The 14784-nt window shown below is 69.3% G+C and carries 13 protein-coding genes; 5 read left to right on the forward strand and 8 right to left on the reverse strand.

The genetic code is table 11. The features are described 5' to 3' along the window. The first annotated feature begins 28 nt into the window (after window positions 1-28). The 3 genes from KBY47_RS02530 (at window position 29) to KBY47_RS02540 (ending at window position 3709) form a co-directional block, all read left to right on the forward strand. Window positions 29-1177, forward strand: a complete 1149-nt coding sequence (locus KBY47_RS02530) for an aldose epimerase family protein (RefSeq protein ID WP_210919197.1) — start codon at window positions 29-31, stop codon at window positions 1175-1177. Between the two features lie 122 nt (window positions 1178-1299). Continuing rightward, entirely contained in the window at window positions 1300-2997 is a 1698-nt protein-coding gene (locus KBY47_RS02535) for a histidinol-phosphate transaminase (RefSeq protein ID WP_210919198.1), read from the forward strand. Between the two features lie 274 nt (window positions 2998-3271). Further along, window positions 3272-3709, forward strand: a complete 438-nt coding sequence (locus tag KBY47_RS02540; RefSeq protein ID WP_247694130.1) for a hypothetical protein — start codon at window positions 3272-3274, stop codon at window positions 3707-3709. On the opposite strand, the gene KBY47_RS02545 is transcribed toward KBY47_RS02540, so the two are convergent. After that, window positions 3710-5146, reverse strand: a complete 1437-nt coding sequence (locus KBY47_RS02545) for a family 43 glycosylhydrolase (protein ID WP_210919200.1) — start codon at window positions 5144-5146, stop codon at window positions 3710-3712. Then, on the reverse strand, window positions 5128-6054 hold the full coding sequence (locus KBY47_RS02550) for an arabinan endo-1,5-alpha-L-arabinosidase (protein WP_210919408.1): 927 nt from the start codon (window positions 6052-6054) through the stop codon (window positions 5128-5130). The genes KBY47_RS02545 and KBY47_RS02550 overlap by 19 nt, the downstream gene beginning before the upstream one ends. 454 nt (window positions 6055-6508) lie before the next feature. Between KBY47_RS02550 and KBY47_RS02555 the strand changes: the two genes are divergently transcribed. Beyond that, the gene (locus tag KBY47_RS02555) at window positions 6509-6982 is read left to right on the forward strand and encodes a carboxymuconolactone decarboxylase family protein (protein ID WP_210919201.1); all 474 of its coding nucleotides are present in this window, start codon (window positions 6509-6511) and stop codon (window positions 6980-6982) included. Window positions 6983-7010: 28 nt separating this feature from the next. Here KBY47_RS02555 and KBY47_RS02560 read toward each other — a convergent pair whose 3' ends face one another. Genes KBY47_RS02560 through KBY47_RS02585 form a run of 6 tightly spaced genes read right to left on the reverse strand, consistent with a single transcriptional unit; the run spans window position 7011 to window position 13214 of the window. Further along, a complete protein-coding gene (locus tag KBY47_RS02560; protein ID WP_210919202.1) occupies window positions 7011-7478 on the reverse strand; it encodes an Rrf2 family transcriptional regulator in 468 nt (155 codons plus the stop codon). Window positions 7479-7532: 54 nt separating this feature from the next. Next, on the reverse strand, window positions 7533-9038 hold the full coding sequence (locus tag KBY47_RS02565; protein WP_210919203.1) for an alpha-N-arabinofuranosidase: 1506 nt from the start codon (window positions 9036-9038) through the stop codon (window positions 7533-7535). 54 nt (window positions 9039-9092) lie between these two features. Further along, window positions 9093-10064, reverse strand: coding sequence for an arabinan endo-1,5-alpha-L-arabinosidase (locus KBY47_RS02570; protein ID WP_210919204.1), 972 nt, complete (start codon window positions 10062-10064; stop codon window positions 9093-9095). Then, on the reverse strand, window positions 10061-10921 hold the full coding sequence (locus tag KBY47_RS02575) for a carbohydrate ABC transporter permease (protein WP_210919205.1): 861 nt from the start codon (window positions 10919-10921) through the stop codon (window positions 10061-10063). Before KBY47_RS02575 ends, KBY47_RS02570 begins: the two co-directional genes overlap by 4 nt. Beyond that, complete coding sequence (locus KBY47_RS02580; RefSeq protein ID WP_210919206.1) at window positions 10918-11859, reverse strand: carbohydrate ABC transporter permease; 942 nt, start codon at window positions 11857-11859, stop codon at window positions 10918-10920. Before KBY47_RS02580 ends, KBY47_RS02575 begins: the two co-directional genes overlap by 4 nt. After that, a complete protein-coding gene (locus tag KBY47_RS02585) occupies window positions 11856-13214 on the reverse strand; it encodes an extracellular solute-binding protein (protein WP_210919207.1) in 1359 nt (452 codons plus the stop codon). The genes KBY47_RS02580 and KBY47_RS02585 overlap by 4 nt, the downstream gene beginning before the upstream one ends. Before the next feature lie 275 nt (window positions 13215-13489). Here KBY47_RS02585 and KBY47_RS02590 point away from each other — a divergent pair, with 275 nt between their 5' ends. Continuing rightward, on the forward strand, window positions 13490-14728 hold the full coding sequence (locus KBY47_RS02590; protein ID WP_210919208.1) for an MAB_1171c family putative transporter: 1239 nt from the start codon (window positions 13490-13492) through the stop codon (window positions 14726-14728). The last annotated feature ends 56 nt before the right edge of the window (window positions 14729-14784 follow it).

Consider the following 14784-nt stretch of genomic DNA (forward strand, 5'->3'; position numbering starts at 1 on the left):
GGGGCCCCACCTTTTGGGAGAGCCGCACATGGAACTGAGCAGACGCACGGTCATCGCAGGAGCGGCAGCCGCCGGGATCACCGCGGCGGCGACGACAGGGGGCACGGCACACGCGAAGGGCGGCGGACCCACGAAGTCACTCTTCGGCAGGCTCGCCGACGGCACCAAGGTCTACCGCTGGTCGCTGGCGAACGGCGGCACACGGATGAAGGTCCTCTCCTACGGCGGCATCGTGCAGTCCCTGGAGATCCCCGACCGGCGCGGCCGGTACGCGAACGTCTCCCTCGGCTTCGACACCATCGAGGAGTACGTCGCCTCCAGCCCCTACTTCGGCGCCCTCATCGGCCGCTACGGCAACCGCATCGACAAGGGCCGCTTCACCCTCGACGGCACCACGTACCAGCTCTCCGTCAACGACGGCGAGAACAGCCTGCACGGCGGCGCCCAGGGCTTCGACAAGCGGATCTGGGACATCGAGCCCTTCACCCACGGCACCGACGTCGGCCTGCGCCTGCACTACACCAGCGCCGACGGCGAGATGGGCTACCCCGGCACGCTGCGCACCCAGGTGACGTACACCCTCACCCGGCACGGAGACTGGCGCATCGACTACGAGGCCACCACCGACAAACCCACCGTCGTGAACCTCACCAGCCACGTCTACTTCAACCTCGCGGGCGAGTCCAGCGGCACGATCTACGACCACGAGCTGTCGATCGACGCCTCCCGCTACACACCCGTCGACGCGGGCCTGATCCCCACCGGCGAACTGGCCAGGGTCGCGGGCACCCCCTTCGACTTCCGCCGCGCCAAGACGGTCAGCCGCGACATCCGCGTCGCCCACCAGCAACTGCTGTACGGGCAGGGCCTGGACCACAACTGGGTCCTGGACAAGGGCATCACCACCCGCCCCGGCCACGCGGCGACGCTGCGGGACCCGTCCTCCGGCCGCACGATGCGCATCGCCACCACAGAACCCGGCCTCCAGTTCTACTCCGGCAACTTCCTCGACGGCACCCTCGTCGGCACCGGCGGCACCGTCTACCGGCAGGGCGACGGGCTGTGCCTGGAGACCCAGCACTTCCCGGACTCCCCGAACAAGCCCGGCTTCCCGTCGACGGTGCTGCGACCGGGGCAGACGTACCGGACGACGACGGTGCACTCGTTCAGCGCGTGACCCGGCGGCCCCGGGCGTGAGGACACATTTCCTTCACGTCCGTTGAACGGTGTCACCCCCGCCTCCGTACGTAAGGGCGGCCCGTGCTCCCCCGCACGGGCCACCCACAGACGGAGGTTGCCTTGGCTGACAACGTCACCTCGTTGTTCCGCTCCACGGCGGCGCACAGCCCTTCGATGGCTGCGCTGACGCGGGAGAGCGGCGGGGACGGCGCCGGTCCGGTGGACTTCTGCATCCCCTGCAACCCGTACTTCCCCACCCCCGCCATGTTCGACGACATGGCGGGCAAGCTCCGTGACATCATCACGTACTACCCGAGCAGCGCCGACACCATCACGGCCGAACTGTGCAGCCTGCTCCAGCTGCCGCCGCAGTGCGTGGCGATGGGCAACGGCTCCACCGAGCTGATCACCTGGATCGACCACCTGCTGGTCCGTGAGTCCCTCGCCATCCCCGTCCCCACCTTCGGCCGCTGGACCGACCAGCCCATGGAGACCGGCAAACGGGTCGACATGTTCCCGCTCCAGGAGTCCAGCGGCTTCGCCCTCGACCTCGCGCAGTACGCCGAGTTCATCCGGGCGCGCGGCACCCGCGTCGCCGTGATCTGCAACCCCAACAACCCCGACGGCGGCTTCCTCCACAAGCACGCCATCGTGCAGTTCATGGACGCCATGGCCGACCTGGACCTGGTCGTGGTCGACGAGTCGTTCCTGGAGTTCGCCGACGCGGAGGCGGAACCGTCCGTCGTCCAGGAGGCGATGCTGCGGCCGAACGTCATCGTCCTGCGCAGCCTCGGCAAGAACTTCGGCCTGCACGGCATCCGCTTCGGCTACCTGGTCGCCAACCCGGCGCTCGCGGGCAAGGTCCGCTCGATGCTCCCCAAGTGGAACCTCAACGCCTTCGCCGAACACGTCGTCTTCATGCTCAAGGAACACGGCACGGAGTACACCCAGAGCCTCCAGCAGGTCCGTCGCGACCGCCTCGACATGGCGAACCAACTGGCCGCCCTCCCCGGCCTGACGGTCTACCCCTCCCAGGGCAACTTCCTCTTCGTCCGCCTCCCGGTGGGCTCGGAGGGCACGGTGGTCCGGGACCGGATGCTCACCGAGCACCGGATCCTGGTCCGCGAGTGCGGCAACAAGATCGGTTCGTCCAGCCGCTTCCTGCGTCTCGTGGTGCGCCCCCAGGTGGACGTGCGTCGCCTGGTGTCCGGCCTGGAACAGGTGCTCTACGGGACCAGGAGGGGAGCCGCCGTGCCCGAGCTGGGCACCGGGACCAGCTACAGCTCGGGCACGGCGGCGGTCGACCGCCTGGTCGGCGCGACGAACGGGGCCGGGATGCGGATGGCGCAGGCGGCGCCCGCTCCCGTCGAACTCCCCCAGGCGGTACCCCAGCCGGCCCCGGCGGCGGCCTACCCGCAGCCGATGCCCCAGACCTACCCGCAAGCGGTACCGCAGGGGGTCCCCCAGCCCGCCCCCCAACCTGCGGCACCGCGGCCCGCCGCCGCCCAGCAGCCGGTACCGGCCCCCACTCCGGTACCGGCGCCGGCGGCGGCGATGACCCCGGCGATGTCTCCCGCGACGGCACCGGCGATGACTCCCGCGATGACACCGGCGATGGCCCCGGCAATAACTCCGGCGATGGCCCCGGCCGCGGCGATGACCGGCCCCACCCCACCCGGCGTCCCGGCCCGCGGCGGCCTCACCGCGGCCCAGGTCCGCGGCGCCACGGCCCCCGCCGACCTGACGGCGGCCCCGGCTACCGGCTGGCCGGGGCCTGGCGGCTGGCCCAACGCGGCGGGAATGGGCCAGGCGGGCTGACCCGCCCCACCGGACGTCCCCGTCCCGGACACCGTCCCAGGCGTCCCACCGCGTCCCCGTCCTCCATGTGTTTGAGCAGGTCAGGGGGGCTCGCGTACCGAGACATCCCATAGCGGTGATGAGACGGCGAGGGTGGCGCATAGTCACGGAGGCGCCCCTCGCCGATGCGAGGTGCGCCCCTGTGAACCGGTGACGAAAACGGAGGATGAAGATGCGTAACCGGGCGATCGCGTCCCTGGTCGGAGTGGTGTCTGCCGCCATCACCGTCGCTGCCATGACCGCCACTCCGGCGAGCGCCTACGATCCGGACCCGAAGATCATCCAGCATGACTCCCAGACGACGGTCTACTGCCCCTGCCGCTTCAACGACCCCATCGACGGCACCTACTTCGAGAAGGACGACGGTGGGGTCGGCGTCAAGGCCGTGTTCGGCTACACGTACCCCTACGCGCTGGCGAAGGTCGAGTTCCACCCGTACGACGAGATCCTGTGGATGTACGACGTCACGAACGACGGTGACGGCCTCTACTACAAGGTGTCCTACGAGGGTGACGGCGGACGGTACGGGGTGTACACGCCCCCCGGCACGTCCGACGCCTGGGACGTCAAGAAGGTGAACCTGGACATTCCCGAGGGAAGGACCGTGACGATCGCCGTGTACGACGACGTCAAGCTGACCGACCACGTCGCCACGGTCAGGGGCACCGCCTGATCACCGCACAGGCGTCAGCCGCCACTGCTGGCAGGCGTTGTTGAGCCAGGTCCACTGGCGTACGTCGGTGGCGTCGGCCGTCGAGCAGTTGGCGACGTCGGCGACCTTGCCGGTGGCCTGGTTGACGATGCGGACGTGGCCGCTGCCGGTGGCGAGGAAGCGGAAGCGCTGGCAGGTGTTGTTCAACCAGGACCACTGCCGCAGGGTGGTGCCGTCCGCCGGATCGCAGTTGGCGGTGTCGAGCACCTTGCCGCTCGCCACGTTCACCAGCCGGTGGGTGTCGTCGCCGAGGTCCTCGAGCCGCCAGCGCTGATGGGCACCACCGTTGCAGGTGTACTGCTGCACGTTGGCGCCGTCGGCTCCCGAACTCCCCGCCACGTCCAGGCACTTCCCGCTGTTGCGGTTGACGACCGTGTACGTGGTGGAAGTGGCCGACGGTTCACCGGAGGGGCCGGGGAGGGCGGCGCCCAGGCGGACCGGGGTGCCGAAGTCGGGCGTCCCGTCCGCGTTCCAGCCGAACCTCTGCGCACGGGTGGTACGCCCGTTGTCGCACCCCTCGCCGGCGTTGTCGTTGGCGTGGTAGACGATCCAGCTCTCGCTGCCGTCCGGGGAGGTGAAGAAGCCGTTGTGTCCGGGGCCGTAGACGCCGTTGGCGTCACTGCGCTGGAACACGGGGGTCGGCTTCTTCACCCAGGAGGAGGCGGAGGTGGGGTTGGACCCGGTGAGTTCGAGCTGCCCGAGCTTGTAGTCCGGGGTCCAGCAGCCGCTGGCGGAGTAGACGAGGAAGGTCCGGCCGCCGCGCTGGAGGATCTCGGGCCCCTCGTTGACCGTGCCGCCCGACCGTTCCCAGTCGTAGGTGGGGCTGGAGACGGTCGTGAAGGAGGAGCTGACCGTGTACGGGTTCGACATCCGCGCGGCGACGATGTTCTGCGTGCCGCTGTGCGTGCTGCCGAACAGGTACAGCTGGCCGTTGATGGTCGCCACGGTCGGGTCGAGCATCCAGGAGGAGTTGAGCTGGCCCCGGTAGGTGTACGGGCCCAGCGGGTCGGAGCCCGCGCTCTCCAGGACGTGACTGCGCTGGGTCGGGTTGTAGTCGGAGACGTTCTGTCCGGCCACGTAGTACAGATACCAACGGCCGTTGAGGTAGTGCAGCTCCGGCGCCCAGATGTTGCAGCAGCGGGACGCCGCGTCACCCTGCCACACCTGGACGCTGGGGGCGGTCGCGAGGCCGCCGAGGGTGGGGGCCCTGCGGATGGTGATGACGTCCGTCCAACTGGTGGAGACCAGGTAGTAGTTGCCGTCGTGGTACGTGATCCAGGGGTCGGCGCCCTTCACGGACTTCACGGGGTTGCTGAACGAGGCGGCGCTCGCGGACGGCTGTCCGAGGCTCAGCGCGAGCAGGAGGGCCGCCACCAGGGTCAGTAGGCGACGGGCCATCCGCTGCTCCAGTTCAGGAGGTTGATGCCGAGCTTGGGGGTGCCGTTGTCGGCGCCGTCGTAGTAGTGGTAGACGATCAGGTCGCCGTCCACGTCCGGCATGACCGACTGGCCGCCGGGGCCGATGACGTTCCCGTGCGACTCCAGGACGGGAGTGCCCCCGTTGTTCATCATCGAGACGCCGTTGCGGTCGTAGTACGGCCCGGTGACGCTCGTGGCCCGCCCCACCTTGACCTTGTACGTGGAGCTGGTGCCCGCGCAGCAGGTGTCGTACGAGGCGAAGAGGTAGTAGTAGCTCCCCCGCCTGACGATGAACGGGGCCTCGACCGCCTTGGTGCCGGTGGGACGGGAGGCGAGGGAGTACCGGGTGGTGTTGGAGCCGAGCTGCTTCCCGGTCGCCGGATCGATCTGGATCATCTTGATGCCGGTCCACCAACTGCCGAACGACAGCCACCACTTGCCGTCGCCGTCGACGAAGAGGTTGGGGTCGATGGCGTTGTAGTCGCTGGAGGAGCTGGAGGTGTAGACGATGCCGTAGTCGCTCCAGGTGCCCGGCTGGCCGGTGGTGGAGCCCGCGAGCCCGATCGCGGAGGTGTTCGAGCCGAAGGACGAGACCGAGTAGTACATCAGGTACTTGCCGCCGTGGTACGAGATGTCCGGCGCCCAGGCCTCCGGCACGGACGAGTACCGCGACCACCAGCTGGGCCGGGTGCCGAACGCGTCCCGCCCGGCGGTGAAGGCGATGCGGTCACTGGAGGTCTTGTTGCTGATGCCGCCGCCGGTGGCGTAGAGCAGGTACTGCCCGGAGGACGTGCGGATCATCGACGGATCGTGCGTCACGACGGACCCGGTGACCCGCCCGGGGTTGGGGTACGCCGACGCGCTGGAGGGGATCAACGCGAGGACCATGGCGGCGGGGAGGGCGAGGAGGGCGGTGCGGGTGGCTTTTCGGCGGGGGTGGGTGCTGGGGGTTGTGGGGGTGCGGGGGGTGCGGCTCACTTGAACGCTCCAGTTTGTTCGTGGTTTCGAACATCGGTCGCTCTGTCGGACGGACCGTAGAATCGAACCCCGTTCGCGTCAATCCTCCGCGCACGCCACACCAACCCCGGGGCCGGATGCCGGATGCGGTGACTCGCGGGAACGGCCCCGTACTTACGACGCATAACCGGCCCCACCGCACCCGGAGCGCTCAAGTGACCGTGGGGGCCGTCGTAGCGCGTCCTGGGGGCTGTGGTCAGGAGCGGTACCGTAGTTCCGGGCGGGAGACGTAGGTCACATTCGGCTCTGTCACATTCGTTGGGGGCGGCGGGTCATAGCTGTGTAGCCAGCAACAAGGCAGTGGCTTTGCAGCAGAGGAGTCGTCATGGAAGCCCGTCTGAACGCGTTCGCCAACCCCGTCGCCCTGAAGTTCATGAAGGGCATCAACAACGCGGGGAGGGTCGTCTCCGACTCGACCCTGCCGGCCGCGACGCAGGAACTGGTGAAGATCCGGGCCAGCCAGATCAACGGCTGCGGGTTCTGCACCGACATGCACAGCAAGGACGCCGCGCACGCCGGGGAGACCTCCGTGCGGCTCAATCTGATCGCCGCCTGGCGGGAGGCCACCGTCTTCACCGACGCCGAGCGGGCCGCGCTGGAGCTGACCGAGGAGGGTACGCGGATCGCGGACGCTGCCGGTGGGGTCAGTGACGAGGTGTGGGAGAACGCGGCCAAGCACTACGACGAGGACCAGCTCGCCGCGCTGGTCTCGCTGATCGCCCTCATCAACACCTACAACCGCCTCAACGTCCTCGTCCGCCAGCCCGCGGGCAGCTACGAGGTCGGCATGTTCGGCTGAGGGAGCGGGCTGAGGCCGGGCAGGGCCGTCACGTCGGGTTCTCCCAGGACGCCGGTTCCGCTGCCAGGCGGAGTACCGGCTCGGGGAGGGCGTTCGCGGTGATGTCGGCGATGGTCACGCCCTCGAGGATGGCGCGGACGTTGGCGCGCAGGGCGATCCAGAGGGGCAGGAGGGGTTCGGCGGTGCCGGTGTAGGTGAGGCTGTTGGGGCGTTCGCCGCGGACCGAGACGATGGGTCCGTCCACCGTGCGGATGACGTCCGCGACGGTGATCGCCGCAGGGTCGCGGGCGAGGCGGTAGCCGCCGCTGCCGCCTCGCCTGCTCTCGACGATCCCGCCGCGCCGCAGGTCGCCCAGGATGCCCTCCAGGAACTTGTGCGGGATGTCCTGTGCGGCGGCGATGGTCTCCGCCTTCACCGGGTCACCGCCCTGTCCCTGCCGTGCGGCCAGCTCCAGTACCGCCCGGACCGCGTAGTCCGCCCGTGCCGAGATCCTCATGGCCCCATTGTCCGGTGCGCCGGTGGGCGACGGCGCACCGGAGGGGGCGCAGTATCAGCTCATTCGGATCACGTTCCAGGACAGCGGCTCCAGTACGGCGGTCAGGGTGCCGTCCTGGAGCGTGGTGCCGTCCACCGCGCGCGGGGCCACCCGCTCCGGCGCGTCGAGCGTGTTGCGGGCGTCGGGGTCGGCGTCCGAGAGGGCGCTGTGCTCCACCACCCGCGTGAGGTCCAGGCCGTTCAGGGCGACGTGCAGTGGCAGCGGCTCGGTGCGGTCGCGGTTGACGGCGAAGACGGTGACCGAGCCGTCCTCGGCGCGTACGGCGGTGGCGTGCAGCAGGTCCGTCTCGCCGTACTTCTTCGTCTCGTACGTCGGTGAGTCGACACGGACGTCGAGGACCTCGCCGCGGCCGTACCGGGAGGCCTGTGCGAAGGGGAAGAACGTGGTCTGCCGCCAGGCCGGGCCGCCCGGCTCGGTCATGATCGGGGCGATGACGTTCACGAGCTGCGCGAGGCAGGCGACCGTGACCCGGTCGGCGTGCCGGAGCAGTGCGATGAGGAGGGAGCCGAAGACGACGGCGTCGGTGACGCTGTAGTTGTCCTCCAGCAGGCGGGGGGCCTCGGGCCAGTCGAGGTCGCCGACCTTGGCTTCGGTGCCCGACATGTACCAGACGTTCCACTCGTCGAAGGAGAGGTTGATCTTCTTCTTGGACTTCAGGCGGGCGCCGACGTGGTCGCAGGTCGCCACCACGTTCTCGATGAACGACTCCATGTCGACGGCGGAGGCGAGGAAGGAGTCGAGGTCGCCGTCGTGGGGCTCGTAGTAGGCGTGCAGGGAGATGTAGTCGACCAGGTCGTACGTCTCCTTGAGGACGGTCGCCTCCCATTCGGCGAAGGTCTCCATGGACTGGCCGGAGCTGCCGCAGGCGACGAGTTCGACGGACGGGTCGACCTGGCGCATCGCGCGGGCGGTCTCGGCGGCGATGCGGCCGTATTCCTCGGCCGTCTTGTGGCCGGTCTGCCAGGGGCCGTCCATCTCGTTGCCGAGGCACCAGAGCCTGATGCCGAAGGGGTCCTTGTCGCCGTGGGCCTGGCGGAGGTCGGAGAGCGCGGTGCCGGACGGGTGGTTGGCGTACTCCTGGAGTTCGATGGCCTCGGCGACGCCCCGGGTGCCGAGGTTGACGGCCATCATGGGTTCCGCCTGCGGGCCGATCTTCTTCAGGAAGCCGATGTACTCGGAGAGTCCGAAGCGGTTGGACTCCGTGGTGCGCCAGGCGAGGTCGAGGCGGCGGGGGCGGTCCTCGACGGGGCCGACCGAGTCCTCCCACTTGTAGCCGGAGACGAAGTTGCCGCCGGGGTAGCGGATGGCGGTGACGCCGAGTTCACGGACCAGGTCGAGGACGTCCTGGCGGAGGCCGGAGTCGTCGGCGGTGGGGTGGTCCGGTTCGAAGATGCCGGTGTAGACGCAGCGGCCGAGGTGTTCCACGAAGCTGCCGAAGATGCGGGGGTTGACCTCGCCGACGGTGAAGGCGGGGTCGAGGGTGAAGCGGGCGGTGCGCATGGCTTCCTTTCGTCTGCGGGTTGTCCGTGGCTGGTAGCGCGGTTTCCCGCGCCCCTAGAGGACCTTGGGCCAGCCGTCTCTTGTCCAGCTGAGCCTGTTCAGCCCCAGCTTCGGTGTGCCGTCGTCCTCGGCGTCGTAGTAGTGGTACGCCAGCCAGTCCTCTCCCCGGTCCTTGAAGACCGACTGGCCGCCGGTGCCGACGAAGCGGCCGTGGCCCTCCAGGAGCAGGTCGCCGCCGCCCTCCAGCATCGGGGTGCCGGTGCTGTCGACGTAGGGGCCCTTGACGGAGGTCGAGCGGCCCACCTTGATCCGGTAGGTGGAGTCCACGCCGGAGCAGCAGGCGTCGTAGGACGCGAAGAGGTAGTGGTAGCGGCCGTGCCGGACGATGTACGGGCCTTCGACGGCGTACGGGAGGTCGGGGCGGGTCGCCAGGTGGTGGACCGTGGCGTCCTCCACCGCCTTGCCGGTCCTGGCGTCCAGCTCCACCATCCGGATGCCGGTCCAGTAGGAGCCGAAGGTCATCCAGAGCCTGCCGTCGGCGCGGATGACCGAGGGGTCGATGGCGTTCCAGTGGTCGGTGGTCTCGGAGGTGAGGACCTTGCCGTGGTCGGTCCAGGTGCCGGGGAGGCCGGAGGGGGAGGTGGCGACGCCGATCGCGGAGTGGTTGGTGCCCCAGGAGGAGACGGCGTAGTAGAGCCAGTAGCGGCCGTCGCGATGGGAGAGGTCGGGGGCCCAGGGGTCGCCGGTGTCGTTGTACTCGTACCACCAGGCGGGGGGTTCGGCGAAGGCGTTGCCGGAGTCCTTCCAGTGGACGCGGTCCCGGGAGAGGCGGGCGCCGATCACGCCGCCCGTCGAGTAGGCCACGTATCCGCCCGTCTTGAGGCGTATGACCGTGGGGTCGTGGATGATCTGCTGGCCGGTGATCGGCTGGGGGTCGGGGTAGGCCGGTGCCGCCCGTGCCGGGGTGGGGGTGAGGATCAGCAGGGCCGCTGCGGTGGCGGCGGCGAGGGTGCTGCGCGGGGTCACTGGCCCGCCAATCCCGTGTGGGCGACGCCCGCCACGATCTGCCGTTGGAAGAAGACGAAGACGACGATGAGGGGCAGGCCCGCCATCAGGCCGCCGGCCATGAGCTGGGCCCACTGGATGCCGTAGGAGTTCATGACGGTCGCGATGCCGTTGGGCATGGTCATGAGGTCGGGGTTGTTGGTCACCATGTAGGGCCACAGGAAGTTGTTCCAGGAGGCGATGAAGGTGAAGATGCCGACCGCCGCGAGGGACGGGCGGGCCAGCGGGACGACGATGGTGAAGAAGACGCGCCAGCGGCCCGCGCCGTCGATGAAGGCCGCTTCCTCCAGTTCGCGCGGGATGCCCTGGAAGAACTTGTAGAGGATGTAGACCATCGCGGCGGGCGCGCACTGCGGCAGGATCATGCCCCAGTAGGTGTCGACCATGCCCAGTTGCTGGACGGTGGTGAACAGGGGGACGCCGAGGACGGCCGGGGAGACCATCAGACCCGCCATGACGAGGCCGAGCAGGACGTTCTTGCCGCGGAACTCGGTGCGGGCGAAGCCGTATCCGGCGAGGGCGGCGACGACGAGCACGACGGTGGTGACGCAGACGGAGACCACCAGCGAGTTGACGAACCAGTTGGTGATGTTGCCGGTCTCGAAGATCGCCGTCCATGCCTGGCCGGTCCATTCCCTCGGCAGCCAGTGCGGGGGCACCTCGACGGCCTCTGTCTCGGACTTGAGGGAGGTGAACAGGGCCCAGGCGAGCGGGGAGAGGAAGACGACGGAGACGGCCGTGCCGAGGAGGGTGAGGACGATCTGGCTGGGGGTCCAGGCCCTGCGGGGTGTCACACGGGGCTGTGTGGCGGTGGTCATCGGCCGCCCTCCTCACGGTTGCGCAGCAGCCACATCCGGGCGAGGGCGACGGCCGCGATGATCACGAAGAAGATGATGGAGATGGCGGAGGCGTAGCCCACGCGGTAGCTGGTGAAGCCCTCTTCGAGGGTGTACTGCACGAAGGTGCGGGTGCTGTTCTCCGGGCCGGGGCCGAAGTCCATCATCACCACGGCCTGGTCGAAGACCTGGAGCGAGGCGAGGATCTGGAGGGCGACGACGAGGCCGGTGATGTGGCGCAGCATCGGCAGGGTGATGTGGACGATGCGGTGCCAGGCGCCCGCGCCGTCGAGTTTGGCGGCCTCGTAGAGGTGGTCGGGGATGCCCTGGAGGGCGGCGAGGTAGAGCAGGAAGCTGAAGCCGACGGTCCACCACAGGGTGCAGATGACGACGGCGAGCATGGCGTACGACTTGTCGGTGAGCCAGGCCGTCTCGATGCCGAGGACGTGGTTCACCATGCCGGTGCCGGGGTTGAACAGCCACTGCCACAGGTTGGCGGCGACGGTGGAGGGCAGCAGGAAGGGGGCGAAGAAGCAGAGCCGCCAGAGCCATTTGCCGCGCTCGATGTGGTGGGCGAGCATCGCGAGGAGGAAGGCGAGGACGGTGATGCAGGGCACGACGAGGAGGGTGAAGTACGCGCTGTGGCCGAGCGCTTCCCACATCAGGTCGTCCTTGAGGGCCTCGCGGTAGTTGTCGAGGCCGACGAAGCCGGCGCCGTCGCCGGAGATGTTGGCGTCGGTGAAGCTGAGGTAGAGGCCGCGCAGCAGGGGCCAGATCACGAAGAGGGCGAAGAGGGCGAGGAACGGGGCGACGAACCAGCCGCCGTGCTGGAAGCCCTGTCTGCGGCGGGTGGTGGCGCTGGGCGCGGCGGTCCTGGTGCGGGCGGGCGCGATGACGGTCTCTGCGCTGGTCGTGGTCATGCGACCGCACCTCCCTGCGCGGCGGTCCGGCCGTCCATGGGGTTGGGCATGGCGAGCAGTTGGGTGAGGGCGCCCTTCATGCGGCGGGCGACGGCTTCGGGTTTCGCGGAACCGGTGGTGGCGGAGACGACGATGGGGCCGACGCGCTGGGCGAGGATGCCGGTGGACCCCGCGAACCAGACCTTGGGTTCGGTGGCCTGGTGGTCCATGGCCGTGACGTACTCGCTCTGTGGGTTGAGCTGTTGGTACCCGGGGGTGGAGAGGGTGGGCGTGTGGGCGGGGATGTGGCCGCCGGCGGCCCAGACCCGGGCGTTCTGGACGATGTAGGCGGCGAGTTGGTGGGCGGCCTCGTTGGTGGCGCCGCCGCGGCCGGACTGGTGGGGCAGGACGAAGGCGTGCGACTCTGCGTGGGTGGCCTGCCGGCCGAAGACGGGCGGCAGGGGGGTGGCGCCGTACTCGACCTCGGCGCCGTCGAAGACGGGTACGGACCAGTTGCCCTCCCAGACGAAGGGGGAGCCGTTGATGAACTGTTCGGCGCCCGCCCCGCCGCCGAAGTTGGGGTTGGCGTAGCCGTCGGCGACGTGCCGGCGCAGGAACTCGAGGACCTGGGTGGCCTTGTCGGTGTCGAAGGTGACGTCGGTGTTGGCGTCGTTGAACCAGGTGCCGCCGAGCTGGGTGTAGAAGGCGACGAAGAACCACCACTGGAAGTTCTGGTCGTTGTGCCAGAAGCCGATGGTCTGGAGGCCGTCCTTGGTGGCTTGTTTCGCCTGCTTGAGGACGTCGAACCAGTCGTCGGCCGAGGTGACGGCGGCCATCGTGCCGTCGGTGTCGAGGAGGCCCGCCTGGGTGAGGACGTCCTTGCGGTAGAAGCAGAGCTGTACGTGGATGTCGAGGGGGAGGGCGTAGAGCTTGCCGTCGATGACGGCGCGTTTCCACAGGTCGGGGTTGAAGTCGGCTTCCCGGACGCCGTACTTGGCGAGCAGTTCGACGTCCCAGGGGTCGAGGAGGCGGCCGGGTGAGAAGCCGGTGACCCGGCCGAGGTGCATGACGCCGAGGTCGGGGGCGCGGTTGCCGGCCGCCGCCATGGCGAGCTTGGTGTAGAAGGGGTTGCCCCACTGGAGGGTGGAGTCCTTGACGTCGATGCCGGGGTTCGCCTGGCGGAAGGCGTCCAGCATCGCGATCATGTTGTAGCCGTCGCCGCCGCTGAAGAGGTTCCAGTAGCGCACCCGGGCGTCCGCCCCGGAGGCGAGCGCGTCGGCCCCGGTGCCGAGCGCCGCGAAGCCGAAGCTTCCGGCGACGGTCAAACCGCCTGCTGCCGCGAGTAGTTGCCTGCGATTGAGGCCAGGTCGTCCCATTGCCTGCCCTTACTGTTCATGTTTGACCAGAGATGTACACCCACACAGAAAGCGCTTACGTTCGAGATATCGGATACCGCTCGTAACTTCGAACGGGACCGTAAGGTCGTGGGACGCGGCCGTCAATGGATCGGACAGAACTTTGTGAAACCCCGGTCGCCTCCGACAGGCCACGATCACCGTTCGACAGGCCACGGTCACCGGATGGCATGACGCGGACCGATTCCGCCGCGTACGCTCGAACGACCGCCACGTGGCGGCCAGAAGGGGGGCAGATGGACGTCGCGAGCGCGCTGACGGCGGCACTGGGACCCGCCGAGTTCGTCAGCGGGTTCTACACCTCGTTCTGGTGGGTACCGGCCGGTGTCCTGGCCGTGGCCCTGGCGCTCAAACTGCCGACCATCATCCGGCTCTGGGACGATCCGCTGCTGCGTGCCGTCGGCGGTCTGCTGCTGCTCGCCTGCGCGGTGTTCGTGTTCGTCGCGCCCTCGACCATCGCCTGGGTCAACCGGATCACCGGGGTCCCGAACATCTCGGCGCCGTGGGTGTACTCGCTGCTCACCGCCTACTCCGGGGCCTGCCTCTGGCTGATCACCGCCTGGCGCAACGGACTGTCCGACCAGTCGGCCACCACCCGGCGCACCCGGCGCTGGGTCGTCACCGCCTACTCGGGCGTGATCGTCGCGCTGTGGGTGCTGTTCCTCCTGGCCGACGTCCCCGAGGAACGTCTGCGCGACCTGGACACCTACTACGCCAACACCCCGTTCATGCGCGAGGAGATCCTGCTCTACCTGCTCGCGCACACCACGGCCGCGCTAGTCACCTCGAAGCTGATCCGCAACTGGATCCGCGCCGACGGACTCGACGCCTGGCTGCGCTGGGGGCTGAAGTTCCTCGGCCTCGGGTACGCCCTCAACCTGGTCTTCGACGCGGTGAAGCTGACGGCGGTGGTGGCCCGCTGGACCGGCCGGGACCTGGACTGGCTCAACATGAACGTCGCCCCGCCGGTGGCCTGTCTGTCCGCCGTACTGATCGCGGTCGGCTTCATCCTGCCGCACGCCGGGCAGTACCTGCACGGCCGCTGGCGCATCCGGCTCGCCCACCACCAGTTGCGGCCCCTCTACCTGCTGATGCGCACCGCCACCGGCGAGCGCGTCCCCCTCGTGCTGCGCGCCAGCCCCGAACTGCGCCTGATCCGCCGGGAGACGTTCATCCGCGACGCGCTGCTGCCGCTCGCCCAGCGCCTCGACGGCGACCTGCGCGCACGGTCCTACGACGCCGCCCGCGGCCTCGGCTTCCCGCCGGACCGCGCCAAGGCCCTCGCCGCCGCCGTCGCGGTCCTCGAGGCGGTCGACGCCGGACCGCGCGCCCCCGACGACACCGCCGTCCCCGACACCACGGACCTGCTCCAGGAGATCGTCACCGTCTCCCGGGCACTGCGACGGCCCGACGACATCCGGGCGGTGCGCGCCCGCGCCGCCCTTCCGGAGGGCAGCGTGAGCGTCATGGAGTGACCGCGAAGGTGGCTGAGGCCTCACCCGTCTTGGCATAGTGCACAAGTGACCGCGCG

Source organism: Streptomyces sp. B93 (assembly GCF_018070565.1).
Taxonomy (GTDB): Bacteria; Actinomycetota; Actinomycetes; order Streptomycetales; family Streptomycetaceae; genus Streptomyces.

Coding starts and splice junctions, on each gene's coding strand:
- KBY47_RS02530 (WP_210919197.1), top strand. CDS start 29: ATGGAACTGAGCAGACGCACGGTCATCGCAGGAGCGGCAGCCGCCGGG.
- KBY47_RS02540 (WP_247694130.1), top strand. CDS start 3,272: ATGACCGCCACTCCGGCGAGCGCCTACGATCCGGACCCGAAGATCATC.
- KBY47_RS02545 (WP_210919200.1), bottom strand. CDS start 5,146: ATGGCCCGTCGCCTACTGACCCTGGTGGCGGCCCTCCTGCTCGCGCTG.
- KBY47_RS02550 (WP_210919408.1), bottom strand. CDS start 6,054: ATGGTCCTCGCGTTGATCCCCTCCAGCGCGTCGGCGTACCCCAACCCC.
- KBY47_RS02555 (WP_210919201.1), top strand. CDS start 6,509: ATGGAAGCCCGTCTGAACGCGTTCGCCAACCCCGTCGCCCTGAAGTTC.
- KBY47_RS02560 (WP_210919202.1), bottom strand. CDS start 7,478: ATGAGGATCTCGGCACGGGCGGACTACGCGGTCCGGGCGGTACTGGAG.
- KBY47_RS02565 (WP_210919203.1), bottom strand. CDS start 9,038: ATGCGCACCGCCCGCTTCACCCTCGACCCCGCCTTCACCGTCGGCGAG.
- KBY47_RS02575 (WP_210919205.1), bottom strand. CDS start 10,921: ATGACCACCGCCACACAGCCCCGTGTGACACCCCGCAGGGCCTGGACC.
- KBY47_RS02580 (WP_210919206.1), bottom strand. CDS start 11,859: ATGACCACGACCAGCGCAGAGACCGTCATCGCGCCCGCCCGCACCAGG.
- KBY47_RS02585 (WP_210919207.1), bottom strand. CDS start 13,214: ATGGGACGACCTGGCCTCAATCGCAGGCAACTACTCGCGGCAGCAGGC.
- KBY47_RS02590 (WP_210919208.1), top strand. CDS start 13,490: ATGGACGTCGCGAGCGCGCTGACGGCGGCACTGGGACCCGCCGAGTTC.